The organism is Actinokineospora iranica, from assembly GCF_900101685.1.
Taxonomy (GTDB): Bacteria; Actinomycetota; Actinomycetes; order Mycobacteriales; family Pseudonocardiaceae; genus Actinokineospora; species Actinokineospora iranica.
The window spans coordinates 160,905-185,518 of sequence record NZ_FMZZ01000011.1; the positions used below are offsets into that span (position 1 = coordinate 160,905).

The following is a 24,614-nucleotide window of genomic DNA, read 5'->3' on the forward strand; positions in this document are numbered from 1 at the left end:
GCCCGGTCGGGGTTCCAGCGGCGCCGTAGCTGCATCAAGGACAGGGGAAGAACCCGTGGCACTCGACGTGCTGACCGACCTGGCCAAGGTCCGCAACATCGGGATCATGGCCCACATCGACGCGGGCAAGACCACGACGACCGAGCGGATTCTCTTCTACACGGGGATCAGCTACAAGATCGGCGAGGTGCACGACGGCGCCGCGGTCATGGACTGGATGGAGCAGGAGCAGGAGCGCGGCATCACGATCACGTCCGCCGCGACGACCTGCTTCTGGAAGAACCACCAGATCAACATCATCGACACCCCCGGGCACGTCGACTTCACCGTCGAGGTGGAGCGGTCGCTGCGGGTGCTCGACGGCGCCGTCGCGGTCTTCGACGGCAAGGAGGGCGTCGAGCCCCAGTCCGAGCAGGTGTGGCGGCAGGCCACCAAGTACGACGTCCCGCGTATCTGCTTCGTCAACAAGATGGACAAGCTGGGCGCGGACTTCTACTTCACCGTGCGCACGATCTCCGAGCGCCTGGGCGCCAAGCCGCTGCCCATCCAGCTCCCGATCGGCAGCGAGGGCGACTTCATCGGCGTCGTCGACCTGGTGGAGATGCGCGCGCTGACCTGGCGCGGCGAGGTCAAGAAGGGTGAGGACTACGCGGTCGAGGAGATCCCGGCCGACCTCGCCGACAAGGCAGCCGAGTACCGCGAGGCGCTGATCGAGGCCGTCGCCGAGACCGACGACGAGCTCATGGAGCTCTACCTCGGTGGCGAGGAGCTGTCCGTCGAGCAGATCAAGGCGGGCATCCGCAAGATCGTGACGAACCGGTCGGCGTACCCGGTGCTGTGCGGCTCGGCGTTCAAGAACAAGGGCGTGCAGCCCATGCTCGACGCCGTGATCGACTACCTGCCGTCGCCGCTGGACGTGCCGCCGGTCGAGGGCACGCTGCAGGACGGCGAGACCGTCGTCAAGCGCGCGCCGAACACCGACGAGCCGTTCTCCGGCCTGGCGTTCAAGATCGCCGTGCACCCGTTCTTCGGCAAGCTGACCTACGTCCGGGTGTACTCGGGCCGGGTCGCCTCCGGGTCCCAGGTCATCAACTCGACCAAGGACCGCAAGGAGCGCATCGGGAAGCTCTTCCAGATGCACGCCAACAAGGAGAACCCGGTCGACGAGGCCATCGCGGGCCACATCTACGCGGTCATCGGCCTCAAGGACACCACCACCGGTGAGACCCTGAGCGACCCGGCCCACCCGATCGTCCTCGAGTCGATGACGTTCCCCGACCCGGTCATCCAGGTCGCGATCGAGCCGAAGACCAAGGCCGACCAGGAGAAGCTGGGCACCGCGATCCAGAAGCTCGCCGAGGAGGACCCGACCTTCAAGGTGAACCAGGACGAGGAGACCGGCCAGACGATCATCGCTGGCATGGGCGAGTTGCACCTGGACATCCTGGTCGACCGGATGCGCCGCGAGTTCAAGGTCGAGGCGAACATCGGCAAGCCCCAGGTCGCCTACCGCGAGACGATCCGCAAGACGGTGGACAAGCTCGACTACGTCCACAAGAAGCAGACCGGTGGCTCCGGCCAGTTCGCGAAGGTGATCATCAAGCTGGAGCCGCTGGCCACCACGGACGGCGCGCTCTACGAGTTCGACAACAAGGTCACCGGTGGCCGCGTTCCCCGGGAGTACATCCCGTCGGTGGACGCGGGCGCGCAGGACGCCATGCAGTACGGTGTGCTGGCCGGTTACCCGCTTGTCGGGCTGAAGCTGACCCTGTTGGACGGCGCGTACCACGAGGTCGACTCGTCCGAGATGGCGTTCAAGGTCGCCGGCTCCATGGCGCTCAAGGAAGCCGCCCGCAAGGCGAGCCCCGTGCTGCTGGAGCCGATGATGGCGGTCGAGGTGACCACGCCCGAGGACTACATGGGCGAGGTCATCGGTGACCTGAACTCCCGCCGCGGCCAGATCCAGGCCATGGAGGAGCGCAGTGGCGCCCGCGTCGTCAAGGCGCTGGTTCCGCTGTCGGAGATGTTCGGGTATGTGGGCGACCTGCGGTCGAAGACCCAGGGCCGCGCCAACTACTCGATGGTGTTCGACTCCTACGCCGAGGTCCCCGCGGGCGTCGCGAAGGAGATCATCGCAAAGGCTACGGGGGAGTAACCCCTAACCGGAGCACCGCACAGTAGTGCGGGCTCTCCGGGGGACTCCCCGGGGTCCGCACATTCGACCCTGAAGCCGCCATCCGAAAACCCCTTCGGTCAGGCGGAAAGTACAAGTCCAGGAGGACATCAAGTGGCGAAGGCGAAGTTCGAGCGGACCAAGCCGCACGTCAACATCGGGACCATCGGTCACATCGACCACGGAAAGACCACGCTGACCGCGGCGATCTCGAAGGTCCTGCACGACAAGTACCCCGACCTGAACCCCTTCACGCCGTTCGACGAGATCGACAAGGCGCCGGAGGAGAAGCAGCGCGGTATCACGATCTCCATCGCGCACATCGAGTACCAGACGGAGAAGCGCCACTACGCGCACGTCGACTGCCCCGGTCACGCCGACTACGTGAAGAACATGATCACGGGCGCGGCGCAGATGGACGGCGCGATCCTCGTGGTCGCGGCTACCGACGGTCCGATGCCGCAGACTCGTGAGCACGTGCTGCTGGCCCGCCAGGTCGGCGTGCCCTACATCGTGGTGGCGCTGAACAAGTCCGACATGGTCGACGACGAGGAGATCCTCGAGCTGGTCGAGCTGGAGGTCCGCGAGCTGCTGTCGGCTCAGGACTTCCCCGGCGACGACCTGCCGGTCGTGCGGGTCTCCGCGCTCAAGGCCCTTGAGGGCGACGCCGAGTGGGGCGCCCGCCTGATCGAGCTGATGGACGCGGTGGACGAGAGCATCCCGGAGCCCGAGCGGGAGACCGAGAAGCCGTTCCTCATGCCCGTCGAGGACGTCTTCACGATCACCGGCCGCGGCACCGTGGCGACCGGCCGCATCGAGCGTGGCGTGGTCAACGTGAACGAGGAAGTCGAGATCGTCGGCATCCGCGAGAAGGCGCAGAAGACCACCGTCACCGGTGTCGAGATGTTCCGCAAGCTGCTCGACCAGGGCCAGGCTGGCGACAACGTCGGCCTCCTGCTCCGCGGCATCAAGCGCGAGGACATCGAGCGCGGCCAGGTCATCGTGAAGCCGGGCACCACCACCCCGCACACCGAGTTCGAGGCTCAGGCCGTCATCCTGAGCAAGGACGAGGGCGGTCGGCACACCCCGTTCTTCAACAACTACCGCCCGCAGTTCTACTTCCGGACCACGGACGTCACCGGTGTCGTCACCCTTCCCGAGGGCACCGAGATGGTCATGCCGGGCGACAACACGGGTATGACCGTGCAGCTGATCCAGCCCATCGCGATGGACGAGGGTCTGCGGTTCGCGATCCGCGAGGGCGGCCGGACCGTCGGCGCGGGTCAGGTCACCAAGATCATCAAGTAGTGCCTCTTCGGGGTGGCCGAACTCGTTCGGCCACCCCGATTTGGATGGTCACACCCCGGTGTGGCATCCTTTATGGGTTGCTCGTCGCGGGGCGGCCGGTTGGGTTTCACCGGCCGCCCCCGCACGAGTGCCGGGGCCCCTACGGCCCTTCGGATAGCGCACGGCTCGTCCCTCGCGGCGCCTGAGTCCCCTCAAGACTCGGATAGTTCCCAGGGACCGGTATGCGAAGCGGGCGCGACACGCCCGACCGCGTGGACCGGAAGGGCCGGGGCTTTCCGACAAGGATTGACTTCTGAACAGGGACGCGGCGCGGCATCGGCCTAAGAGGTCCGCCGAGGATCGCAACGAGAAGAGGAACGGCAAGCCATCATGGCGGGACAAAAGATCCGCATCCGGCTCAAGGCTTACGACCACGAGGCGATCGACGCGTCCGCGCGGAAGATCGTGGAGACCGTGACGCGCACTGGCGCGCGGGTCGTCGGGCCAGTGCCGCTGCCCACGGAGAAGAACGTCTACTGCGTCATTCGCTCGCCGCACAAGTACAAGGACTCGCGCGAGCACTTCGAGATGCGTACGCACAAGCGTCTGATCGACATCCTCGACCCGACGCCGAAGACGGTCGACGCGCTCATGCGCATCGACCTCCCGGCGAGTGTCGACGTCAACATCCAGTAAGCGTGCGGCGGAGAGCGGCGGAGAGTAAATAGAGCCATGTCTGACAGGCAGATGAAGGGAATCCTGGGCACCAAGCTCGGGATGACCCAGGTCTTCGACGAGAACAACCGGATCGTTCCGGTGACCGTCGTCAAGGCGGGGCCCAATGTGGTCACGCAGGTGCGCAACGCGGACACCGACGGCTACACCGCGGTCCAGCTGGCGTTCGGCGCGATCGACCCGCGCAAGGTGAACAAGCCCGAGGCCGGGCACTTCACCAAGGCCGGCGTCACCCCCCGGCGCGTGCTCGCGGAGCTGCGCACCAGCGACGCGGCGAGCTACGAGGTCGGCCAGGAGATCACCGTCGAGGTGTTCGAGGCTGGCCAGGTCATCGACGCGACCGGCACCACCAAGGGCAAGGGCACCGCGGGTGTCATGAAGCGCCACGGCTTCAAGGGCCTCGGCGCCTCGCACGGCACCCAGCGCAAGCACCGCTCGCCGGGTTCCATCGGCGGCTGCGCCACCCCGGGCCGGGTCTTCAAGGGCCTGCGGATGGCCGGTCGGATGGGCAACGTCCGGGTGACCACCCAGAACCTCAAGGTGCACCAGATCGACGCCGAGTCCGGCCTCATCCTGATCAAGGGCGCGGTTCCCGGACCCAAGGGCGGCCTGGTGTTCCTCAAGACCGCTGCGAAGGGCGGTGCCTGAGATGACTGAGACCAACGCACTGGCGGTCGAGATCAAGACCCCCGAGGGCAAGACCGACGGCACCGTCGAGCTGCCCGGCGAGATCTTCGACGTGCAAGCCAACGTGCCGCTGATGCACCAGGTCGTCGTGGCCCAGATGGCCGCGGCCCGCCAGGGCACGCACTCGACCAAGACCCGCGGCGAGGTCGCCGGTGGCGGCAAGAAGCCGTACCGCCAGAAGGGCACCGGCCGCGCCCGCCAGGGCTCGACCCGCGCGCCGCAGTTCGTCGGCGGTGGCGTCGTGCACGGTCCCCAGCCGCGCGACTACGCGCAGCGGACCCCGAAGAAGATGAAGGCCGCCGCCCTGCGTGGCGCCCTCTCCGACCGGGCCCGCGCAGGCCAGGTCCACGTGGTGACCGGCCTGGTGGACGGCGACAAGCCCTCGACCAAGACCGCCCGCCAGCTGCTGGAGTCGATCAGCGACGCCAAGCGCCTGCTGGTCGTGCTGACCCGGGACGAGGACGTCGCCTGGGTGTCGGTGCGCAACCTGACGAACGTGCACGTCATCGCGCCCGACCAGCTCAACACCTACGACGTGCTCGTCAACGACGACGTGGTGTTCACCAAGGCGGCGCTGGACGCCTTCCTGAGCCGCCCGGTCAAGGCCGCCAAGGCGCGCGCGTCGTCGGCCGAGGTCGCCGAGGCGAACTCCGAGGAGGACAAGTGATCCCCGATCCCCGCGACATCCTGCTCGCGCCGGTGATCTCCGAGAAGTCCTACGGGCTGCTCGAGGAGAACAAGTACACGTTCCTGGTGTCGCCGGACGCCAACAAGACCCAGATCAAGATCGCGGTCGAGAAGGTCTTCGGCGTGCAGGTGGTGAGCGTGAACACGCTCAACCGCAACGGCAAGCGCAAGCGCACCCGCACCGGGTACGGCAAGCGCAAGGACACCAAGCGGGCAATCGTGACGCTGTCCGCCGAGAGCAAGCCGATCGAGATCTTCGGCGGCCCGGCCGCGTAAGGGACTGAGCAAACATGGGCATCCGCAAGTACAAGCCGACGACCCCGGGTCGTCGTGGCGCCAGTGTCTCGGATTTCGCCGAGATCACGCGGTCGACGCCGGAGAAGTCGCTGATTCGCCCCCTGCACGGCAAGGGCGGGCGCAACGCGCACGGCAAGATCACCACCCGGCACAAGGGTGGCGGTCACAAGCGCGCTTACCGTCTCATCGACTTCCGGCGCAACGACAAGGACGGTGTGCCCGCCAAGGTCGCGCACATCGAGTACGACCCCAACCGCACGGCGCGCATCGCGCTGCTGCACTACGCCGACGGCGAGAAGCGCTACATCATCGCGCCGAACAAGCTACGCCAGGGCGACCCGATTGAGAACGGCCCCCGCGCCGACATCAAGCCGGGCAACAACCTGCCGCTGCGCAACATCCCGGTCGGCACCGTGATCCACGCGATCGAGCTTCGCCCCGGCGGCGGCGCCAAGATCGCGCGGTCCGCAGGCGCGAGCGTGCAGCTTGTCGCGAAGGACGGCCCGTACGCCCAGCTGCGGATGCCCTCGGGCGAGATCCGCAACGTGGACGTGCGCTGCCGCGCCACCGTCGGCGAGGTCGGCAACGCCGAGCACTCCAACATCAACTGGGGCAAGGCGGGCCGGATGCGCTGGAAGGGCAAGCGCCCGACCGTCCGCGGTGTCGCGATGAACCCGGTCGACCACCCGCACGGTGGTGGTGAGGGCAAGACCTCCGGTGGTCGCCACCCGGTGAACCCGGCCGGTAAGCCCGAGGGCCGCACCCGTCGCCGCAAGGCCAGTGACAGCCTGATCGTCCGTCGCCGTCGCACCGGCAAGAAGCGCTGAGCAGGGAGGTAGAAGACAATGCCACGCAGCCTGAAGAAGGGCCCGTTCGTGGACGACCACCTGCTCAAGAAGGTGGACGCGCTGAACGAATCGGGCAAGAAGACCGTCATCAAGACCTGGTCCCGTCGGTCCACGATCATCCCGGACATGCTGGGCCACACCATCGCGGTGCACGACGGCCGCAAGCACGTCCCGGTGTTCGTCTCCGAGGCCATGGTGGGTCACAAGCTGGGCGAGTTCGCCCCGACCCGCACGTTCAAGGGTCACATCAAGGACGACCGCAAGGCGCGTCGCCGCTAGCCGGTGGCACGAACTAGTAGAGAGAGCAAGGGAAGCAGCGATGAACGCCCGTAACGATGCCTCGGCGCAGGAGGAACTTCCACGCGCCGTCGCTCGGGCTCGCTACGTTCGCGACACGCCCATGAAGGTGCGCCGCGTCGTCGAGCTCATCAGGGGACGTAGCGCCAGCGAGGCCCTGGCCGTGCTCAGGTTCGCGCCGCAGGCTGCCAGTGAGCCGGTCGCGAAGGTGCTCGCCAGTGCCATTGCCAACGCCGAGAACAACCTCAACCTCGACCCCGACACCCTCTGGGTGTCCACGGTGTACGTGGACGAGGGCCCGACGTTGAAGCGGTTCCGGCCGCGCGCCCAGGGGCGTGCCTACCGGATCCGCAAGCGCACGAGCCACATCACGGTCGAGGTCGAGTCCCGGCCGAAGCCCGCAGCCAAGGCTGCCAAGAAGGGTGGTGCCCGCTAATGGGGCAGAAGATCAACCCGCACGGCTTCCGGCTCGGGATCACCACTGACTGGCGGTCCCGTTGGTACGCCGACAAGCAGTACGCGGAGTACGTCGCGGAGGACGTGAAGATCCGCCGCCTCCTGTCCAAGGGCATGGAGCGCGCCGGTATCTCCCGCGTGGAGATCGAGCGGACCCGTGACCGGGTGCGCGTCGACATCCACACCGCGCGTCCGGGCATCGTCATCGGCCGCCGCGGCGCCGAGGCGGACCGCATCCGCGGTGAGCTGGAGAAGCTCACCAAGAAGCAGGTCCAGCTGAACATCCTCGAGGTCAAGAACCCCGAGGCCGACGCCCAGCTGGTCGCCCAGGTGACCGCCGAGCAGCTGTCCAACCGCGTGTCGTTCCGGCGCGCGATGCGCAAGGCCATCCAGTCGGCCATGCGCTCGCCGCAGGTCAAGGGCATCCGGGTGCAGTGCGGCGGCCGTCTCGGCGGCGCCGAGATGTCCCGCTCGGAGCACTACCGCGAGGGTCGCGTCCCGCTGCACACGCTGCGCGCGGACATCGACTACGGCTTCTTCGAGGCCCGCACCACCTTCGGCCGCATCGGCGTCAAGGTGTGGATCTACAAGGGCGAGATCGTCGGCGGCCGCCGCGAGCACGAGGCCCGGTCCGCCGCTCCCGACACCCGGCGTGAGCCGCGTCGCGAGCGCCCGAACCGCGCCCGCCGCTCCGGAGCCTCCGGCACCACCGCCACCAGCACCGAGGCGGGCCGCGCGGCCGCCGAGGCTCAGACGAAGGTGGACGCGCCCGCGGCCAACGGCGCCGCGGTCGACACCCCCACCTCTGGCAACGGGGAGGGCTGACCCAATGCTGATCCCTCGCAGGGTCAAGCACCGCAAGCAGCACCACCCGAAGCGGGCGGGCGCTGCCAAGGGCGGCACCAAGGTCACGTTCGGCGAGTTCGGCATCCAGGCGCTTGAGCCCGCGTACGTGACGAACCGGCAGATCGAGTCCGCCCGTATCGCCATCAACCGGCACATCCGCCGTGGCGGCAAGGTCTGGATCAACATCTTCCCGGACCGCCCGCTGACCAAGAAGCCCGCCGAGACCCGCATGGGTTCCGGCAAGGGCTCGCCGGAGTACTGGGTGGCCAACGTCAAGCCGGGTCGCGTCGTGTTCGAGATGAGCTTCCCGAACGAGGCGATCGCGCGCGAGGCGCTGCGCCGGGCGATCCACAAGCTGCCGATGAAGTGCCGCATTGTCACGCGTGAGGGTGGTGACTTCTAGGAATGGCAAGCACGACTGCCGCTGACCTGCGTGAGCTTACCGACGAGGAGCTTGTGCTGCGTCTGCGCGAGGCGAAGGAAGAGCTGTTCAACCTTCGTTTCCAGATGGCCACCGGGCAGCTCGACAACAACCGCAGGCTGCGCACTGTCAAGCACGACATCGCCCGGATCTACACCGTGATGCGTGAGCGCGAGCTGGGCCTCTCGGTGTCCCCCGCAGAGGCGACCACTGAAGGTGCCGCATGAGTGAAGAGACTGTGACCGAGGTTCGCAACACCCGCAAGGTCCGTGAGGGCCTGGTCGTGTCCGACAAGATGGACAAGACCATCGTCGTCGCCCTTGAGGACCGCAAGAAGCACCCGCGGTACTCCAAGGTCCTGCGCTCCACCACCAAGGTGAAGGCGCACGACGAGGAGAACACCGCTGGCGTGGGCGACCGCGTCCTGCTGATGGAGACCCGGCCGCTGTCGGCCAGCAAGCGCTGGCGACTGGTCGAGATCCTCGAAAAGGCCAAGTAAATCCCCAGGCAGACCCGTCAGGCCGAGCTTGTCAGGTCGGAAATCTGGCAGGCCAAGAATGGTCAGGAGTTGAAGTGATCCAGCAGGAGTCGCGACTGCGTGTCGCCGACAACACCGGTGCGAAGGAGATCCTTTGCATCCGTGTTCTCGGTGGCTCCGGTCGCCGCTACGCGGGCATCGGCGACATCATCGTCGCCACCGTGAAGGACGCGATCCCCGGCGCCGGTGTGAAGAAGGGTGACGTCGTCAAGGCCGTCATCGTCCGCACCGTCAAGGAGCGTCGCCGTCCGGACGGCTCGTACATCCGGTTCGACGAGAACGCGGCCGTCCTCATCAAGAACGAGGGCGAGCCCCGCGGCACCCGCATCTTCGGCCCGGTCGGCCGCGAGCTGCGCGACAAGAAGTTCATGAAGATCATCTCGCTGGCGCCGGAGGTGCTCTGATCATGAAGACCAAGATGAAGATGCAACAAGCAGGGTGCGACGCCGCGTTTGCCTACTTCATCACTTCGCCGGAGGTGTCGAAGTCATGAAGACCAAGATGAAAATCAAGAAGGGCGACACCGTCGTCGTCATCTCGGGCAAGGACAAGGGCGCGAAGGGCAAGGTCATCCAGGCCTACCCGGAGACGAACAAGGTCCTGGTCGAGGGCGTCAACCGGATCAAGAAGCACACCCGGATCTCGCAGACCCAGCGCGGCGCGCAGTCCGGCGGCATCGTGACGCAGGAAGCCCCCATCCACGTCAGCAACGTCATGCTGGTCGCGGACGGCAAGGCCGTCCGCGTCGGCTACAAGTTCACCGACGAGGGCCGCAAGGTCCGGATCGCCCGCGGCAAGAACGGAAATGGGAAGGAGATCTGATCATGACCACCACCGAGAAGATCATCCCCCGCTTGAAGACCCGCTACCGCGAGGAGATCGCCGCCGCCCTGCGGGAGGAGTACAAGTACTCCAACCCGATGCAGATTCCCGGCGTCGTCAAGGTCGTCGTGAACATGGGTGTCGGTGACGCCGCCCGCGACGGCAAGCTGATCGAGGGCGCGGTCCGCGACCTGTCCACGATCACCGGCCAGAAGCCCGAGGTCCGCAAGGCCCGCAAGTCCATCGCGCAGTTCAAGCTGCGCGAGGGGATGCCGATCGGCGCCAGGGTCACCCTGCGCGGCGACCGCATGTGGGAGTTCCTCGACCGCCTGCTGACGATCGCGCTGCCCCGTATCCGCGACTTCCGCGGTCTGTCGGGCAAGCAGTTCGACGGCAACGGCAACTACACCTTCGGTCTCAACGAGCAGTCGATGTTCCACGAGATCGACCCCGACTCGATCGACCGCCAGCGCGGCATGGACATCACCATCGTGACCACCGCGACCAACGACGAGGAAGGCCGGGCGCTGCTCAAGCACCTGGGCTTCCCGTTCAAGGAGCAGTGACCGTGGCCGTCACTGAGGATCGGAACAAGGAGAACTGATGGCCAAGAAGGCGCTGATCCAGAAGGCCGCTGGCAAGCAGAAGTTCGCGGTTCGCGCGTACACCCGGTGCAACCGGTGCGGGCGCCCGCACTCGGTGTTCCGCAAGTTCGGCCTGTGCCGGATCTGCCTGCGCCAGATGGCGCACCGCGGTGAGCTGCCCGGCGTGAGCAAGTCGAGCTGGTAGGAGCCACTCCGGCTCCCACTGGTTTTCCCCCAGTTCGCCGCAGGCCCGTCGAGGGAACCACGGCGAGAAAGGTTGACAGGTCACCATGACGATGACCGACCCGATCGCAGACTTCTTGACCCGTCTGCGCAATGCCAACTCGGCATACCACGACGAGGTCGTGCTGCCGCACTCGAAGCTCAAGGCGCACATCGCCGAGATTCTCAAGCGCGAGGGCTACATCGCGGGCTTCCGCGATGAGGACGGCGAGAAGGGCAAGAACCTTGTCGTCGAGTTGAAGTACGGCCCGAACCGCGAGCGCAGCATCGCCGGTCTGCGCCGGGTGTCCAAGCCCGGTCTGCGGGTGTACGCGAAGTCGACCAACCTGCCGAAGGTCCTCGGCGGCCTGGGCGTGGCGATCATCTCCACGTCCGGTGGCCTGCTGACCGACCGCCAGGCGGGCAAGCAGGGCGTGGGCGGCGAAGTCCTCGCGTACGTCTGGTAAGGGGGAAGCGACATGTCACGTATCGGAAGGCTGCCGATCCCTGTTCCGGCCGGGGTCGACATCACCATCGAAGGCCAGAACCTGAGCGTCAAGGGTCCCAAGGGGTCCCTCTCGCTCACGATCTCCGAGCCGATCATCGTCGAGCGCGCCGAGGACGGCACGCTTGAGGTCAAGCGGCCCAACGACGAGCGGCAGAACCGGGCGCTGCACGGCCTGACCCGCTCGCTGGTCAACAACGTCGTAGTCGGGGTCACCCAGGGCTACGAGAAGAAGCTGGAAATCCACGGCGTCGGTTACCGCGTCGTGGCCAAGGGCTCGGACCTCGAGTTCGCGCTGGGCTTCAGCCACCCGGTGAAGGTGGCGGCCCCCGAGGGCATCACTTTCGCCGTCGAGAGCCCGACCAAGTTCTCCGTCTCGGGTATCGACAAGCAGCGGGTCGGCGAGGTCGCGGCCAACATTCGCAAGCTGCGCAAGCCTGACCCGTACAAGGGCAAGGGCGTGCGGTACGCGGGCGAGAAGATCCGCCGCAAGGTCGGAAAGACGGGTAAGTGATCATGAGCGAAGCGACTGTCACGAAACGCAAGCCGGTGGGCAAGGACATCTCCACCATCCGGCGCGTCGCCAAGGCCCGCAGGCACTTCCGGCTCCGCAAGAAGGTCAGCGGAAGCCCGGAGCGCCCGCGTCTGGTCGTCAACCGGTCCGCGCGGCACATCGTCGCGCAGATCGTCGACGACCTGGCGGGCCACACCCTCGCCTCCGCGTCCAGCCTGGAAGCGGACGTGCGCGCGGTCGACGGCGACAAGAAGGCCCGCGCGGCCAAGGTCGGCGAGCTGCTCGCCGCCCGGGCCAAGGAAGCGGGCATCGCCAAGGTCGTCTTCGACCGCGGCGGCAACAAGTACACCGGCCGGATCGCCTCGCTGGCCGACTCGGCCCGCGAAGCTGGGCTGGAGTTCTGATGACGAGTATCAAGGGAAGGAACGCCTGATGCCGGGACGTACGCGGCAATTCGGCGGCCAGGGTGGCCAGGGCGGCCAGGGCGGCGCCAGCCAGGGCGGCGAGCGCGGCGAGCGTCGCGGCGGCCGTGACCGGCGTGACGGCGGCGGGCGTGGCGGTGCGGCGAGCGAGAAGACTCCGCACCTTGAGCGCGTCGTCGCGATCAACCGAGTCGCCAAGGTCGTGAAGGGCGGTCGGCGCTTCAGCTTCACCGCGCTGGTCGTCGTCGGCGACGGCGACGGCATGGTCGGCGTCGGCTACGGCAAGGCCAAGGAGGTGCCCGCCGCGATCGCGAAGGGCGTCGAGGAGGCGAAGAAGAACTTCTTCCGCGTCCCGCGCATCGGCGGCACCATCCCGCACCCCATCCAGGGTGAGAAGGCCGCGGGCGTCGTCCTGCTCCGCCCGGCCAGCGCCGGTACCGGTGTCATCGCCGGTGGCCCGGTCCGCGCCGTGCTGGAGTGCGCCGGGGTCCACGACGTGCTGTCGAAGTCCCTCGGCTCCGACAACGCCATCAACATCGTGCACGCCACCATGGCGGCCCTGCGCGGCCTGCAGCGTCCCGAGGAGGTCGCGGCCCGCCGCGGCCTGCCGCTTGAGGACGTCGCACCCGCGGGAATGCTGCGCGCCCGCGCCGCGGCTGCCACCGCCGGGACAGGAGTCTGACCATGGCTCAGCTGAAGGTGACCCAGGTCAAGAGCAGCATCGGCACCAAGCGCAACCACCGCGAGTCGCTGCGCACCCTCGGCCTGCGCAAGATCCGGCAGTCCACGGTGCGCGAGGACTCCCCCGAGGTGCGCGGCCTGATCCACACCGTCCGCCACCTCGTCACCGTCGAGGAGGTCGACTGACATGGCCATCAAGATCCACCACCTGCGCCCGGCCCCCGGCGCCAAGTCCGACAAGATCCGCGTCGGCCGCGGTGAGGGCTCCAAGGGCAAGACCGCTGGTCGAGGCACCAAGGGCACCAAGGCGCGCAAGAACGTCCCCGCGCGCTTCGAGGGTGGCCAGATGCCCATCCAGATGCGGCTCCCGAAGCTCAAGGGCTTCAAGAACCGCTTCCGGGTGGAGTACCAGGTCGTCAACCTCGGTGACATCGCCGAAACGTTCCCCGACGGCGGCGACGTCACCATCGAGCAGCTTGTCCAGGCGGGCCTGGTCCGCAAGAACAACCTGGTCAAGGTCCTCGGCGACGGCGACCTCAACGGCGTCAAGCTCAACCTGACGGCCGACAAGTTCAGCGCCAGCGCCGTGGAGAAGCTGACCGCGGCGGGTGGCACCGCAACCACCACCACCGCTGCCTGAGAACACGACTAGGACAAAGCAACACCAGCTAATCAGCGAAGGCCGGACCCACCAGGGTCCGGCCTTCGCCTTTCGATCGACTGACCGACCAACCGACCAACCGCACCCGAAGCCGCCAAGTGCCCGATGGGGTGGAGTGGCATCGAGCACCTGCCAGGCCGAACCAAACCTGCCAGGTGCTCGATTGGGTGGAGTGGCTTCTTTGGGGGTGAAGGAAGATCGCTAAGCTGGCTCCGCACGTGTGAGGCCGAAGGCTTCCCACCCGTCTTTCACACGGCGATCTTCCTTCGTAGGGGTCCCGAAGAAACCACTCCACCCCATCGAGCCGACCCCGCAACCCGGCCCGGAACCCATCAAGCAGCCCAGAAGCCAGTGACCCAAGTCACCCCTCAAGGCACGGAAGCCCTCCAGGGTGCAGCCCAGCGCACCCGTGCTGTTAGAGTCGAAGGCACGCTTCGGGGTCTCTAGCCCCGAAGCGCTCCTGGCTTGCCAGTACTTGGCGGTCAGACCCTGTTACCTGCCGGCGACCAGCCGGTTAAGCCGTTCGCCGGCAGTGAGTTGCCGGTGACGCCGAGGAGGTTCCTGCGTGCTCAGCGCCTTCCGCTCGGCTCTCGCGACGCCGGACCTGCGCCGCAAGATCCTTTTCACGCTCGGGATCATCGCGGTCTACCGCGTGGGCGCCCTGCTGCCGTCACCGGGTGTGTCTTACCCCAACGTGCAGAAATGTATGGCAGGCCAGGACACCCAGGGCGTCTACGGCCTGCTGAACCTGTTCAGCGGCGGCGCGCTGTTGCAGCTGTCGGTGTTCGCGCTGGGGATCATGCCCTACATCACCGCGAGCATCATCGTCCAGCTGCTGACGGTCGTGATCCCGCGCTTCGAGCAGTTGAAGAAGGAGGGGCAGGCCGGTCAGGGCAAGTTGACGCAGTACACGCGTTACCTGACCATCGCTCTCGGCGTCTTGCAGGCGACCGGCATCGTGGCCATGGCCGACCGCGGCCAGTTGTTCAGCAACTGCCCGGACCCGATCATCCCGAACAGCTCCGTGTTCACCCTGGCCGTCATCGTGATCACGATGACCGCGGGCACGGCGGTGATCATGTGGTTCGGCGAGCTGATCACCGAGCGCGGCATCGGCAACGGCATGTCGCTGCTGATGTTCGTCAACATCGCGGCGCGCATCCCGGCCGAGGGCATGAACATCCTCCAGGGCAACGGCGGGCTGGTCTTCGCGGTCGTCTGTGTGTTCGGGCTGCTCATCATCGCCAGCGTCGTGTTCGTCGAGCAGGGCCAGCGGCGCATCCCGGTGCAGTACGCCAAGCGCATGATCGGCCGCCGTATGTACGGCGGGACCTCGACCTACCTGCCGCTGAAGGTCAACCAGGCGGGTGTCATCCCGGTCATCTTCGCCTCGTCGCTGCTTTACCTGCCGGACCTGATCTCGCGGCTGGTCGGCCAGGACGACTCGTGGTGGCAGCAGTTCATCGCCAACCACATCGTCAAGCAGTCGAGCGCGGTGCACATCGCCGTCTACTTCGCGCTGATCATCTTCTTCACGTACTTCTACATCACGATCACGTTCAACGTGAACGAGCGCGCGGACGAGATGAAGAAGTTCGGCGGCTTCATCCCGGGCATCCGTCCCGGGCGGCCGACCTCGGAATACCTCAGCTTCGTCCTGAGCCGCATCACCCTGCCGGGCTCGATCTACCTCGGCATCATCGCGGTGCTCCCGAACTTCTTCCTCGACATCACCAATGAGGGGCAGAACCAGAACTTCCCCTTCGGCGGGACGGCCGTGCTGATCATGGTCGGCGTCGGCCTCGACACCGTGAAGCAGATCGAGAGCCAGCTCATGCAACGAAACTATGAAGGGTTCCTCAAGTGACGCGCGTTGTTCTCGTTGGACCGCCCGGAGCGGGGAAGGGCACCCAGGCGAGCGCGCTGAGCTCGGAACTCGGCGTGCCGCACATCTCGACGGGTGACCTTTTCCGGGCGCACATCGCGAACAACACCGAGCTTGGCCAGAACGTCAAGCGCTACCTCGACTCCGGGCAGCTTGTCCCGGACGAGGTGACAAACGAGATGGTGCGCGTGCGACTGGCCGAAGCGGACGCCCGCGACGGTTTCCTGCTCGACGGCTTCCCGCGCAACGTGGGCCAGGCCGAGGTGCTGGGCAAGCTGCTCAGCTCCTCGGACGACAAGCTGGACGCCGTGGTGGAGTTCCGCATCGACGAGGAACTGGTCGTCCAGCGGCTGCTCGCCCGCGGCCGCGCCGACGACAGCGAGTCGGTCATCCGGCACCGCCAGGAGATCTACCGGTCGGAGACCGCGCCGCTGCTCGACTACTACGCGGACGTGCTGATCACCATCGACGCCGTCGGCGAGGTCGGCGAGATCACCGCCCGCGTGCTGGACGCTCTGCGCGCCCGGACGTGACCGGTGGCATGTTCGGCGGACTGCGGCTCACGCTGGCGACCTGGCGTGCGCGGATGATCGAGATCAAGACGCCGGCCCAGCTCGACGCCATGCGCGCCGCGGGGCTGGTCGTGGCGAAGGCGCTGGCCAACGTGTCGGCGGCTGCCCGCGCGGGCGTGAGCACCGCGGAGCTGGACGAGTTGGCCGAGCAGACCATCCGCGACGCCGGTGCCGTGCCGTCCTTCAAGGGCTACCACGGCTTCCCGGCGAGCATCTGCGCGTCGGTCAACGAGCAGATCGTGCACGGCATCCCGACGAAGACCCAGGTCCTCGCCGACGGCGACCTGATCTCGGTCGACTGCGGCGCCATCCTGGACGACTGGCACGGCGACGCGGCGGTGACCCTGTTCGTCGGGTCCGTCACCGACGCGGAGCAGGCCCTGTCCGACGCCACCCGGGCGTCGATGGAGGCGGGCATCAAGGCCGTGGCCCCCGGGGCGCGGCTGACCGACGTCTCGCACGCCATCGAGACCTCGGTGCACGCCTCCGAGCGGGCGCACGGCCGCAAGTACGGCATCGTCCGCGAGTACGGCGGCCACGGCATCGGCAGCGCCATGCACATGGACCCGTTCCTCCCGAACTACGGCAAGCCCGGCAAGGGCCCCCGGCTGCGGGTCGGCATGGCCATCGCGATCGAGCCGATGCTCACCCTGGGCGCGGAAGAGACCGTCGAGCTGGAAGACGGCTGGACCGTCGTCACCGCCGACGGCTCCCGCGCCGCGCACTGGGAGCACACCGTCGCGGTCACCGACGACGGCCCCTGGGTGCTGACCGCACCCGAGTAATTCACCTGTTCGTGTCGCGACGGTGGTCCCTGGAGTTCCGGGGCCACCGTTCGCGCGGCCGTGCGTAACAGTGTTTCGGCTGGGTGGGCGGCCCCGATTTGGGCGCCGGATCGCGGGTGCGTACACTTGACCGGTGGCGCTGTCAAAGTGCCGATTCCGTCGTGCGTGTCGCTCGGTGTTGTGGTAGTTGCCGTGCTCGTGCCCGGCGGTAGCTCGATATTCACAGCCACACCCGACCGAAGCTACACCCGACACTGTCACGAAACGCGGAGGACATGGGCAAGAAGGACGGGGCCATCGAGGTCGAAGGCCGCGTGGTCGAGCCACTCCCCAACGCGATGTTCCGCGTCGAGTTGGAGAACGGCCACAAGGTCCTGGCACACATCAGCGGCAAGATGCGGCAGCACTACATCCGCATCCTGCCCGAGGACCGGGTCGTCGTAGAGCTTTCGCCCTACGACCTGTCCCGCGGCCGCATCGTCTACCGCTACAAGTGACCCTCGGTCGCCAAGACCGGGAAGCCACTACTGGTGTCCCCCGCCGGGGACACGCGGCCGAAGCAGGAGAACAGCAGACGTGAAGGTCAACCCGAGCGTCAAGAAGATCTGCGACAAGTGCAAGGTGATCCGCCGTCACGGCCGGGTCATGGTGATCTGCGAGAACCTGCGCCACAAGCAGCGCCAGGGCTGATCACCGCCTAGCGCTCGGTCACGGATCGACGCGAAGCGAGAACAAGACGACCTCCCCCTACCTGCCGGATCACACGGATCCGGCTCGCGCCCGGGCTCCAGGCCGGGTCCCAGACCTTGAGTCGGTCTGGGGCGGTGGGGGAGAAGACCTGGAGAAGAAACCAGAGGAGACATCGCCGAATGGCACGACTCGCTGGCGTGGACCTTCCCCGCGAAAAGCGGCTGGAGATCGCGCTGACCTACATCTTCGGCATCGGCCGGACCCGCTCCAAGGAGCTGCTGGCCGCCACCGAGATCAACCCGGATGTGCGTGTGAAGGACCTCGGGGACGAGGACCTGGTCAAGCTCCGGGAATACATCGAGGAAAACTTCAAGGTCGAGGGTGACCTCCGCCGCGAGGTGCAGGCCGACATTCGCCGGAAGATCGAGATCGGCTGCTACGAGGGCCTGCGGTGGCGCCGCGGTCTGCCCGTCCGCGGTCAGCGGACCAAGACCAACGCCCGTACCCGCAAGGGCCCGAAGAAGACGGTCGCCGGCAAGAAGAAGGCCGGAAAGAAGTGACCAAGAGCTGCGAGACCGTGGTTCACGTCGTGCCTCAGCGCCGACGGAACCGGGCTTTCATGGCCCTTGCAGTCGCGCCCAAGTGCGCCCGCCCGGCAGCACTGCGCGATCTCTACGCGGACGCCGGATCGATTATCCGGAACGCAGCTCCCGAGATCACCACCTCGCGCACCAGCTAGGAGAAACCCGAAGACATGCCACCGAAGTCGCGCACCGGCGCCGGAGTCAAGAAGGTCCGGCGCAAGGAAAAGAAGAACGTCTCGCACGGGCACGCCCACATCAAGAGCACGTTCAACAACACGATCGTCTCCATCACCGACCCCACCGGGGCCGTCATCGCGTGGGCCTCGTCCGGCCACGTGGGCTTCAAGGGCTCGCGCAAGTCGACTCCGTTCGCCGCGCAGATGGCCGCGGAGAACGCGGCCCGCAAGGCCGCCGAGCACGGCATGAAGAAGGTCGACGTGTTCGTCAAGGGCCCCGGCTCCGGCCGGGAGACCGCGATCCGGTCGCTGCAGGCGGCCGGTCTTGAGGTCGGCACCATCCAGGACGTGACCCCGCAGCCCCACAACGGCTGCCGCCCGCCCAAGCGGCGCCGGGTCTGAGGAACGGGGAGGAGTAAGAAGAAATGGCACGCTACACCGGCCCCGCGACCCGCATCTCGCGTCGGCTCAAGGTCGACCTCGTCGGCGGCGACCAGGCGTTCGAGCGCCGTCCTTACCCGCCCGGCCAGCACGGCCGCGGTCGGATCAAGGAAAGCGAGTACCTGCTTCAGCTCCAGGAGAAGCAGAAGGCCCGCTACACCTACGGCATCCTCGAGCGGCAGTTCCGCAAGTACTACGAGGAGGCTGTGCGCCGCAAGGGCAAGACCGGCGAGGTCCTGCTCCAGCTGCTGGAGTCCCGTCTCGACAACGTGGTCTACCGCGCCGGGCTCGCCCGCACGCGCCGCCAGGCCCGTCAGCTCGTGAGCCACGGTCACTTCATCGTGAACGGCAAGAAGGTCAACATCCCGAGCTACCAGGTGTCGAAGTTCGACATCATCGACGTGAAGCCCAAGTCGCTGCCGACGCTGCCGTTCGTGGCCGCCAAGGAGTCCTTCGGCGACCGTCCGATCCCGGGCTGGCTGCAGGTCGTGTCGTCGAACCTGCGGATCCTGGTGCACCAGCTCCCCGAGCGCGCGCAGATCGACGTGCCCGTGCAGGAGCAGCTCATCGTCGAGTTCTACTCGAAGTGATCTTTACCGGGGCGGCGGCTCCGAAGCCGCCGCCCCGTCCTCGGCCTCCTGGCCGGGGACATCCCGTTCAGTCGGGCGTCAAATAGCGGTCGCCCAAGGGAAGGAAGAACCAACAGTGCTCATCTCACAGCGTCCAGGCCTTGCCGAGGAGCCGGTCAACGAGACCCGCTCCCGCTTCGTCATCGAGCCGCTCGAGCCCGGCTTCGGCTACACGCTGGGCAACTCGCTGCGGCGCACCCTGCTGTCCTCGATCCCCGGCGCCTCGGTCACCAGCATCCGCATCGACGGCGTGCTGCACGAGTTCACCACCGTGCCGGGGGTCAAGGAGGACGTCACCGACATCATCCTCAACCTCAAGGAGCTTGTCGTCTCCTCGGAGGAGGACGAGCCGGTGACGATGTACCTGCGCAAGCAGGGCCCCGGTGAGGTCACCGCGGGAGACATCGTGCCGCCCGCCGGTGTCACGGTCCACAACCCCGACCTGCACATCGCCACCCTGAACGGCAAGGGCAAGCTGGAGATCGAGCTCGTCGTCGAGCGCGGTCGCGGCTACGTCCCCGCCGTGCAGAACAAGCAGGCGGGCGCGGAGATCGGCCGCATCCCGGTCGACTCGATCTACTCGCCGGTCCTCAAGGTGACCTACAAGGTCGAGGCCACCCGCGTCGAGCAGCGCACCGACTTCGACAAGCTCATCCTCGATGTCGAGACCAAGCCGTCGATCACGCCGCGGGACGCTGTCGCGTCCGCCGGTAAGACGCTGGTCGAGCTGTTCGGGCTCGCCCGCGAGCTCAACGTGGACGCCGAGGGCATCGAGATCGGCCCGTCGCCGCAGGAAGCGGACACCATCGCCGCCTACGCGATGCCGATCGAGGACCTCGACCTCACCGTGCGCTCCTACAACTGCCTCAAGCGCGAGGGCATCCACACCGTGGGTGAGCTCGTTTCGCGCAGCGAGGCGGACCTGCTGGACATCCGCAACTTCGGCGCCAAGTCGATCGACGAGGTCAAGATGAAGCTCGTCGGCCTCGGCCTCGCGCTCAAGGACAGCCCGCCCGGGTTCGACCCGACGGCTGCCGCGGCGGACTACGCCACCGACAGCTGGTCGGACGGCTCGGACACCGGCAACGACGACGGCCAGGACTACGCAGAGACGGAGCAGCTCTGAGCCGTCCCTGCCGGGACTGCTTGAGCAGCGGATTTCCACAAGGAGCAAGGAATGCCCACCCCAACGAAGGGCGCCCGTCTCGGCGGGGGCCCGGCCCATGAGCGGCTGATCCTGGCCAACCTGGCCACCGCGCTGTTCCAGCACGGCCGGATCACCACCACCGAGGCCAAGGCGAAGCGGCTGCGCCCGTACGCCGAGCGCCTGATCACCAAGGCCAAGCGCGGTGACCTGCACAACCGTCGCGAGATCATGAAGGTGATCCGCGACAAGGACGTCGTGCAGCGTCTCTGCGTCGAGATCGGCCCGTTCTTCAGCGACCGCGACGGCGGCTACACCCGGATCATCAAGACGATGCCGCGCAAGGGCGACAACGCGCCCATGGCCGTCATCGAGCTGATCCAGGAGAAGACCGTCACCGCGGAGGCCGAGGCCGCCCGCAAGACCAAGTTCGCCGACAAGCCCAAGGCGGACAAGCCCGCCGACGCCGAGGTCGAAGAGACCAAGGCCGAGGACGCGGACGCGCCGGTCGAGCAGGCCGACACCGCCGCGGACCAGGACGCTGACGCGCCCGAGTCCGCGACCAAGGACGCCGCCGAGAAGCCCGCCGAGGGCGCCGAGGACAAGTCCTGACACCGCAGCACACCGTGGCCGAGCCCGTCGCCCCCGCTGGGGGCGGCGGGCTCGTCCGCATTCGCATCGACATCGCCTACGACGGCGCGGACTTCTCCGGCTGGGCCAGGCAACCGCAGCGGCGGACCGTGTGCGGGGTCCTGGAGGACACCCTGTCGCAGGTGCTGCGCCACGACGTGCGGCTGACCGTCGCGGGCCGCACCGACGCCGGGGTGCACGCCACCGGGCAGGTCGCCCACGCCGACCTGCCCGCCGACGTCGACCCCGACGCGCTGGTCCTGCGCTTGGCCCGCGCCCTGCCCGCGGACGTGCGGGTGACCGGGATGCGCGCCGTCCCGGCCGAGTTCGACGCCCGCTTCGGGGCGCTGCGCAGGCACTACGCGTACCGGGTCTGCGACACCGCCTGGCGGGCGAACCCGCTGCACCGCAACCACATCGTCGCCTGGCCGCGCCCGCTGGACCTGGCCGCCCTCAACGCCGCGTCCCACCACCTGCTGGGCGAGCACGACTTCGTCGCCTTCTGCAAACGCCGCGACGGCGCCACCACCATCCGCGAACTCCAACGCCTCGACTGGGCCCGCGCCGAGGACGGCACCCTGACGGCCCACGTCGCCGCGGACGCCTTCTGCCACTCCATGGTCCGCAGCCTGGTGGGCGCCCTCTTGGCCGTCGGCGAGGGCAGAAAGCCCGTGGAGTGGCCCGCGTCCATGCTCACCGCGACCGAACGCCCCAGCGTCATCACGGTGGCCCCCGCCCACGGCCTGACCCTGACCGGCGTCGACTACCCGGCAGACGAGGACCTGGCCCAGCGGGCGGCCCTCACCCGCAACGTCCGCACCCGCTGATCCCGCGGCCGTTCAGGCGCGCCCTTTTTCCTGTCTCAGCTGGGGATCAACTGCTCCGATGCCATTCGCCGGCGAGCACGCCCACGACCCGACCCTGGTCGGTGCCGGTCGTTCGGCCGACCAGGGCCGGTGGTCCGCGACCCGCGACGTCCGGATGCGGGACGGGTCAGCCGCGCAGGTGGTGGTGGGCGGCGTTGGTGATCTCGGTGCGGGCGTGTTCGAGGACGGCGCCGACGTCGGAGATGAGGGTCTGCGCCTGGGAGATGGCCGCTTGGACGGTGTTGGCGCTTGAGGTGTCGCCCAGGATGCTGGTGGCCTGTTGGAGGATCGAGGTCAGTTCCGTCTGCAACGACTGGAGTTGGCCGGTGGGCACTCGGTCGGCCAACGCGGCGAGTTGCTGTGCTTGGTCGTGGATGCTCATTCTCCTGTTGCTCCCGTCAGGCGTTCGGCTGGTCCGGCATCGGACGTGGCAGCGCACCGATGACGATAGCCGCTGAACGCGCAAGTGATCATCTGCGCCGTGCGGCGGTGTGCGCAGGCCCGCGGCTTTCCCCAGGTACTCGGTGTGCTGCTTGCGCTTCGACTCCAGCTGCTTGCGGTCCTGCTCGATGCCCATGCGGTCCCATTTGCGGTGGTCCGTCGAGTCGAGTGAACCGGCAGCGGTGGCTTCGCCGGTCTCGGGCGAAGCCACCGCCAGGTCAGGCTGTCACTCGGTTAGCGGTGTCCCTTTCTCGGGACACCGGCGGTCAGTTGATCTGCCAGAAATTGGCGGGGGCGTCCAGGTGCAGCGAGAAGGTGCTCAGGTAGCCGGTGTCACCGGTGACGTGGTCCTGCACCCGCAGCTTCCACGTTCCCGATTTCTGCTCCGACGACAGGTTCACCATGTAGCCGCTGGCCATGCCGGTGCCGCTGCTGGCACCCTGGTTGATCAGCGGGTAGACGCTGCCGTCCGGGGCGATCAGCCGCACGCTGACCTCGGACAGGTCCTGGTGGACCAGGTGCACGCCGACGACGCTGGTGGCCGAGGCGGTGGCGGGGGCGGTGTTGAAGGTGATCTGCTGGTCGATGGCCGCGCCGCCGTCGGGCAGGGTGGAGTCGGTGCCGTTGGTGGCCGAGCCGAACGGGGCGAAGGGGCTGCCGGGAGTCTTGAGCATCTTGCTCGGGCTGCCCGCGCCCGGGTTGGTGATCGTGCCGGGGGTGGCCAGGATGTTCAGGACGCCGCGCACGTCGGCCGGGGTCGCGGTCGGCGTGCCGGACAGGTACAGCGCCGCGGCGCCCGCGACGTGCGGGGCGGCCATGGAGGTGCCGCTGATGGTGTTCCCCGCGGTGTTGCCGCCGACCCACGCCGAGGTGATGTCCACGCCGGGGGCGAAGATGTCGACGCACGAGCCGTAGTTGGAGAAGTCGGCGCGGATGTCGAAACCGTCGGTGGCGGCCACGGTGATCGCCGCCGGGGTGCGGGCGGGCGAGTAGTCGCACGCGTCCGCGCCGTTGTTGCCCGCGGACAGGGTGTAGGTGACCCCGGCGGCGATGGAGTTCGCCACCGCGGTGTCCAGCGGCGCGTAGCCGCCGCCGGTGAGGCTCATGTTGGCCACGGCGGGCTTGACGTGGTTCGCGGTGACCCAGTCGACGCCCGCGATGACGCCCGCGTAGCTGCCGTTGCCGAAGCAGTCGAGGACCCGGACGCCGATCAGGTCCACGCCCTTGGCCACCCCGTACGCGCTGCCGCCGACCGTGCCCGCCACGTGCGTGCCGTGGCCGTTGCAGTCGGTGGCGTCGGCGTCGTTGTCCACCGTGTCGATGCCGCTGACCGCGCGGCCGCCGAAGTCGGTGTGGGTCATGTTGATGCCGGTGTCGAGGATGTAGGCGTTCACGTTCGACGCCGTGGTCGAGTAGATGTACCGGCTGCTCGGGGGGACCGTGTAGCCCTGGTCGACCCGGTTGAGGCCCCACGACGGCGGGTAAAGCTGCTCGGTGTCGGCCCGCACCGTCCGGTCGGCCGCCACGTAGGCGACGGCGGGGTCCGCTGCCAGCCGCTTGGCCTGCCGCTCGGTCATGATCGCCGCGTAGCCGTTGAGGGCGGCGGTGTAGCGGTGCTCGACTCTGCCGCCGTGTCTAGCGGTCAGCGACGACGCGTCGACGCCGGGTCTGGCCAGCACCACGATGTAGCTGTCCTTGATCACGTCTGCCTGGCCAGCGCCGAGGACGGCGCCCTCGGTCGCGACCGCGGGCGTGGTCAGGCTCAGTCCGCCCAGGACGCCCGCCAGGACGGCGAGGGCGAGCCCCCGGCGTCGTGCGGTCCCACTTCGGATATCCATCAGAACCGTCTCCTTTGAGAGCTTCGAGCGTTTCCCGAGTGCGTTCCGGCATTCGGGTGAGTTTCCTCGATTCGCTCGAAAGGCGGAATTCAACTGCCGCTTGCTATGCTGTGAGCACCCGTCGCTGCGCTGTTCGGCGCATTGTCGGGCGACCATTCGCCGTTTTTTCGGAGATTCTCGTAAAAGTGTCCGAATTGACCGTTCCGGGTCAATCCGTGGACGTTCGGCGTATTCCAGCGACGAAGATCGT

At 67.6% G+C, this 24,614-nt stretch carries 36 protein-coding genes; 34 read left to right on the top strand and 2 right to left on the bottom strand.

From position 1 onward, the window contains the following. Nucleotides 1-55 precede the first annotated feature (55 nt). The 34 genes from fusA (at nt 56) to truA (ending at nt 22,046) form a co-directional block, all read left to right on the top strand. A complete protein-coding gene (fusA, locus tag BLS56_RS21940; protein ID WP_091454090.1) occupies nt 56-2,155 on the top strand; it encodes an elongation factor G in 2,100 nt (699 codons plus the stop codon). A 132-nt stretch (nt 2,156-2,287) separates the two neighbouring features. Continuing rightward, nucleotides 2,288-3,481, top strand: a complete 1,194-nt coding sequence (gene tuf, locus BLS56_RS21945) for an elongation factor Tu (protein WP_091454092.1) — start codon at nt 2,288-2,290, stop codon at nt 3,479-3,481. A 369-nt stretch (nt 3,482-3,850) separates the two neighbouring features. Next, nucleotides 3,851-4,156: a 30S ribosomal protein S10 gene (gene rpsJ / locus BLS56_RS21950; protein ID WP_003938093.1), complete on the top strand. Its 306-nt coding sequence runs from the start codon at nt 3,851-3,853 to the stop codon at nt 4,154-4,156. A 36-nt stretch (nt 4,157-4,192) separates the two neighbouring features. Continuing rightward, on the top strand, nt 4,193-4,843 hold the full coding sequence (rplC, locus tag BLS56_RS21955; RefSeq protein WP_091454093.1) for a 50S ribosomal protein L3: 651 nt from the start codon (nt 4,193-4,195) through the stop codon (nt 4,841-4,843). A 1-nt stretch (nt 4,844) separates the two neighbouring features. Then, nucleotides 4,845-5,549: a 50S ribosomal protein L4 gene (rplD, locus tag BLS56_RS21960; RefSeq protein ID WP_091454095.1), complete on the top strand. Its 705-nt coding sequence runs from the start codon at nt 4,845-4,847 to the stop codon at nt 5,547-5,549. Further along, entirely contained in the window at nt 5,546-5,845 is a 300-nt protein-coding gene (rplW, locus tag BLS56_RS21965) for a 50S ribosomal protein L23 (RefSeq protein WP_091454098.1), read from the top strand. Before rplD ends, rplW begins: the two co-directional genes overlap by 4 nt. Before the next feature lie 14 nt (nt 5,846-5,859). Beyond that, a complete protein-coding gene (gene rplB, locus BLS56_RS21970; protein WP_091454100.1) occupies nt 5,860-6,693 on the top strand; it encodes a 50S ribosomal protein L2 in 834 nt (277 codons plus the stop codon). Nucleotides 6,694-6,711: 18 nt separating this feature from the next. Continuing rightward, nucleotides 6,712-6,993 (top strand): 30S ribosomal protein S19, encoded by a 282-nt coding sequence (gene rpsS / locus BLS56_RS21975; protein WP_018682829.1) that lies wholly within the window; start codon nt 6,712-6,714, stop codon nt 6,991-6,993. 40 nt (nt 6,994-7,033) lie between these two features. Then, the gene (gene rplV / locus BLS56_RS21980; protein WP_091454102.1) at nt 7,034-7,447 is read left to right on the top strand and encodes a 50S ribosomal protein L22; all 414 of its coding nucleotides are present in this window, start codon (nt 7,034-7,036) and stop codon (nt 7,445-7,447) included. Continuing rightward, the gene (gene rpsC / locus BLS56_RS21985) at nt 7,447-8,292 is read left to right on the top strand and encodes a 30S ribosomal protein S3 (RefSeq protein WP_091454104.1); all 846 of its coding nucleotides are present in this window, start codon (nt 7,447-7,449) and stop codon (nt 8,290-8,292) included. The genes rplV and rpsC overlap by 1 nt, the downstream gene beginning before the upstream one ends. Nucleotides 8,293-8,296: 4 nt before the next feature. Continuing rightward, complete coding sequence (rplP, locus tag BLS56_RS21990; RefSeq protein ID WP_091454131.1) at nt 8,297-8,716, top strand: 50S ribosomal protein L16; 420 nt, start codon at nt 8,297-8,299, stop codon at nt 8,714-8,716. Between the two features lie 2 nt (nt 8,717-8,718). After that, complete coding sequence (gene rpmC, locus BLS56_RS21995; protein WP_091454134.1) at nt 8,719-8,961, top strand: 50S ribosomal protein L29; 243 nt, start codon at nt 8,719-8,721, stop codon at nt 8,959-8,961. Beyond that, on the top strand, nt 8,958-9,233 hold the full coding sequence (rpsQ, locus tag BLS56_RS22000) for a 30S ribosomal protein S17 (protein WP_091454137.1): 276 nt from the start codon (nt 8,958-8,960) through the stop codon (nt 9,231-9,233). Before rpmC ends, rpsQ begins: the two co-directional genes overlap by 4 nt. A gap of 74 nt (nt 9,234-9,307) precedes the next feature. Next, the gene (gene rplN, locus BLS56_RS22005) at nt 9,308-9,676 is read left to right on the top strand and encodes a 50S ribosomal protein L14 (RefSeq protein WP_018682823.1); all 369 of its coding nucleotides are present in this window, start codon (nt 9,308-9,310) and stop codon (nt 9,674-9,676) included. 97 nt (nt 9,677-9,773) lie between these two features. After that, entirely contained in the window at nt 9,774-10,094 is a 321-nt protein-coding gene (gene rplX / locus BLS56_RS22010; protein WP_091454291.1) for a 50S ribosomal protein L24, read from the top strand. Nucleotides 10,095-10,096: 2 nt separating this feature from the next. Further along, on the top strand, nt 10,097-10,660 hold the full coding sequence (gene rplE / locus BLS56_RS22015; RefSeq protein ID WP_091454139.1) for a 50S ribosomal protein L5: 564 nt from the start codon (nt 10,097-10,099) through the stop codon (nt 10,658-10,660). Nucleotides 10,661-10,697: 37 nt separating this feature from the next. Continuing rightward, entirely contained in the window at nt 10,698-10,883 is a 186-nt protein-coding gene (locus BLS56_RS22020) for a type Z 30S ribosomal protein S14 (protein ID WP_091454142.1), read from the top strand. An 85-nt stretch (nt 10,884-10,968) separates the two neighbouring features. After that, nucleotides 10,969-11,367 carry a 30S ribosomal protein S8 gene (gene rpsH, locus BLS56_RS22025; RefSeq protein WP_091454144.1) on the top strand — a complete coding sequence of 133 codons (399 nt, stop codon included), beginning with the start codon at nt 10,969-10,971 and terminating at the stop codon, nt 11,365-11,367. 12 nt (nt 11,368-11,379) lie between these two features. Next, entirely contained in the window at nt 11,380-11,919 is a 540-nt protein-coding gene (gene rplF / locus BLS56_RS22030; RefSeq protein ID WP_091454146.1) for a 50S ribosomal protein L6, read from the top strand. Beyond that, nucleotides 11,916-12,323 carry a 50S ribosomal protein L18 gene (rplR, locus tag BLS56_RS22035; RefSeq protein WP_091454149.1) on the top strand — a complete coding sequence of 136 codons (408 nt, stop codon included), beginning with the start codon at nt 11,916-11,918 and terminating at the stop codon, nt 12,321-12,323. The genes rplF and rplR overlap by 4 nt, the downstream gene beginning before the upstream one ends. A gap of 28 nt (nt 12,324-12,351) precedes the next feature. Further along, nucleotides 12,352-13,023 carry a 30S ribosomal protein S5 gene (gene rpsE / locus BLS56_RS22040; RefSeq protein WP_091454152.1) on the top strand — a complete coding sequence of 224 codons (672 nt, stop codon included), beginning with the start codon at nt 12,352-12,354 and terminating at the stop codon, nt 13,021-13,023. Between the two features lie 2 nt (nt 13,024-13,025). After that, on the top strand, nt 13,026-13,208 hold the full coding sequence (gene rpmD / locus BLS56_RS22045; RefSeq protein WP_091454154.1) for a 50S ribosomal protein L30: 183 nt from the start codon (nt 13,026-13,028) through the stop codon (nt 13,206-13,208). Between the two features lies 1 nt (nt 13,209). After that, on the top strand, nt 13,210-13,662 hold the full coding sequence (gene rplO, locus BLS56_RS22050) for a 50S ribosomal protein L15 (protein WP_091454157.1): 453 nt from the start codon (nt 13,210-13,212) through the stop codon (nt 13,660-13,662). A 586-nt stretch (nt 13,663-14,248) separates the two neighbouring features. Further along, nucleotides 14,249-15,550, top strand: a complete 1,302-nt coding sequence (gene secY, locus BLS56_RS22055) for a preprotein translocase subunit SecY (RefSeq protein WP_091454160.1) — start codon at nt 14,249-14,251, stop codon at nt 15,548-15,550. Then, a complete protein-coding gene (locus BLS56_RS22060) occupies nt 15,547-16,101 on the top strand; it encodes an adenylate kinase (RefSeq protein ID WP_091454162.1) in 555 nt (184 codons plus the stop codon). Before secY ends, BLS56_RS22060 begins: the two co-directional genes overlap by 4 nt. 53 nt (nt 16,102-16,154) lie before the next feature. Further along, on the top strand, nt 16,155-16,925 hold the full coding sequence (gene map, locus BLS56_RS22065) for a type I methionyl aminopeptidase (RefSeq protein WP_091454293.1): 771 nt from the start codon (nt 16,155-16,157) through the stop codon (nt 16,923-16,925). Nucleotides 16,926-17,200: 275 nt separating this feature from the next. Next, nucleotides 17,201-17,422, top strand: a complete 222-nt coding sequence (gene infA, locus BLS56_RS22070; RefSeq protein ID WP_005166804.1) for a translation initiation factor IF-1 — start codon at nt 17,201-17,203, stop codon at nt 17,420-17,422. A gap of 79 nt (nt 17,423-17,501) precedes the next feature. Continuing rightward, nucleotides 17,502-17,615, top strand: coding sequence for a 50S ribosomal protein L36 (rpmJ, locus tag BLS56_RS22075; protein WP_018682809.1), 114 nt, complete (start codon nt 17,502-17,504; stop codon nt 17,613-17,615). A gap of 179 nt (nt 17,616-17,794) precedes the next feature. Further along, nucleotides 17,795-18,175 carry a 30S ribosomal protein S13 gene (rpsM, locus tag BLS56_RS22080; RefSeq protein ID WP_091454165.1) on the top strand — a complete coding sequence of 127 codons (381 nt, stop codon included), beginning with the start codon at nt 17,795-17,797 and terminating at the stop codon, nt 18,173-18,175. 194 nt (nt 18,176-18,369) lie between these two features. Further along, complete coding sequence (rpsK, locus tag BLS56_RS22085; protein ID WP_091454169.1) at nt 18,370-18,777, top strand: 30S ribosomal protein S11; 408 nt, start codon at nt 18,370-18,372, stop codon at nt 18,775-18,777. A gap of 23 nt (nt 18,778-18,800) precedes the next feature. Next, nucleotides 18,801-19,406, top strand: coding sequence for a 30S ribosomal protein S4 (rpsD, locus tag BLS56_RS22090; RefSeq protein WP_091454172.1), 606 nt, complete (start codon nt 18,801-18,803; stop codon nt 19,404-19,406). 115 nt (nt 19,407-19,521) lie between these two features. Beyond that, nucleotides 19,522-20,571, top strand: coding sequence for a DNA-directed RNA polymerase subunit alpha (locus tag BLS56_RS22095; RefSeq protein WP_091454175.1), 1,050 nt, complete (start codon nt 19,522-19,524; stop codon nt 20,569-20,571). Nucleotides 20,572-20,622: 51 nt separating this feature from the next. Beyond that, the gene (rplQ, locus tag BLS56_RS22100; RefSeq protein WP_091454177.1) at nt 20,623-21,201 is read left to right on the top strand and encodes a 50S ribosomal protein L17; all 579 of its coding nucleotides are present in this window, start codon (nt 20,623-20,625) and stop codon (nt 21,199-21,201) included. 14 nt (nt 21,202-21,215) lie between these two features. Further along, nucleotides 21,216-22,046, top strand: coding sequence for a tRNA pseudouridine(38-40) synthase TruA (gene truA, locus BLS56_RS22105; RefSeq protein ID WP_228771824.1), 831 nt, complete (start codon nt 21,216-21,218; stop codon nt 22,044-22,046). Nucleotides 22,047-22,212: 166 nt separating this feature from the next. Here the strand turns inward: truA and BLS56_RS22110 are convergent, their stop codons facing one another. Together BLS56_RS22110 and BLS56_RS22115 are read right to left on the bottom strand one after the other, a co-directional pair. Further along, nucleotides 22,213-22,737: a hypothetical protein gene (locus BLS56_RS22110; protein ID WP_091454182.1), complete on the bottom strand. Its 525-nt coding sequence runs from the start codon at nt 22,735-22,737 to the stop codon at nt 22,213-22,215. Between the two features lie 55 nt (nt 22,738-22,792). Continuing rightward, nucleotides 22,793-24,364 carry a S8 family peptidase gene (locus BLS56_RS22115; protein ID WP_091454183.1) on the bottom strand — a complete coding sequence of 524 codons (1,572 nt, stop codon included), beginning with the start codon at nt 24,362-24,364 and terminating at the stop codon, nt 22,793-22,795. Nucleotides 24,365-24,614: the final 250 nt, after the last annotated feature.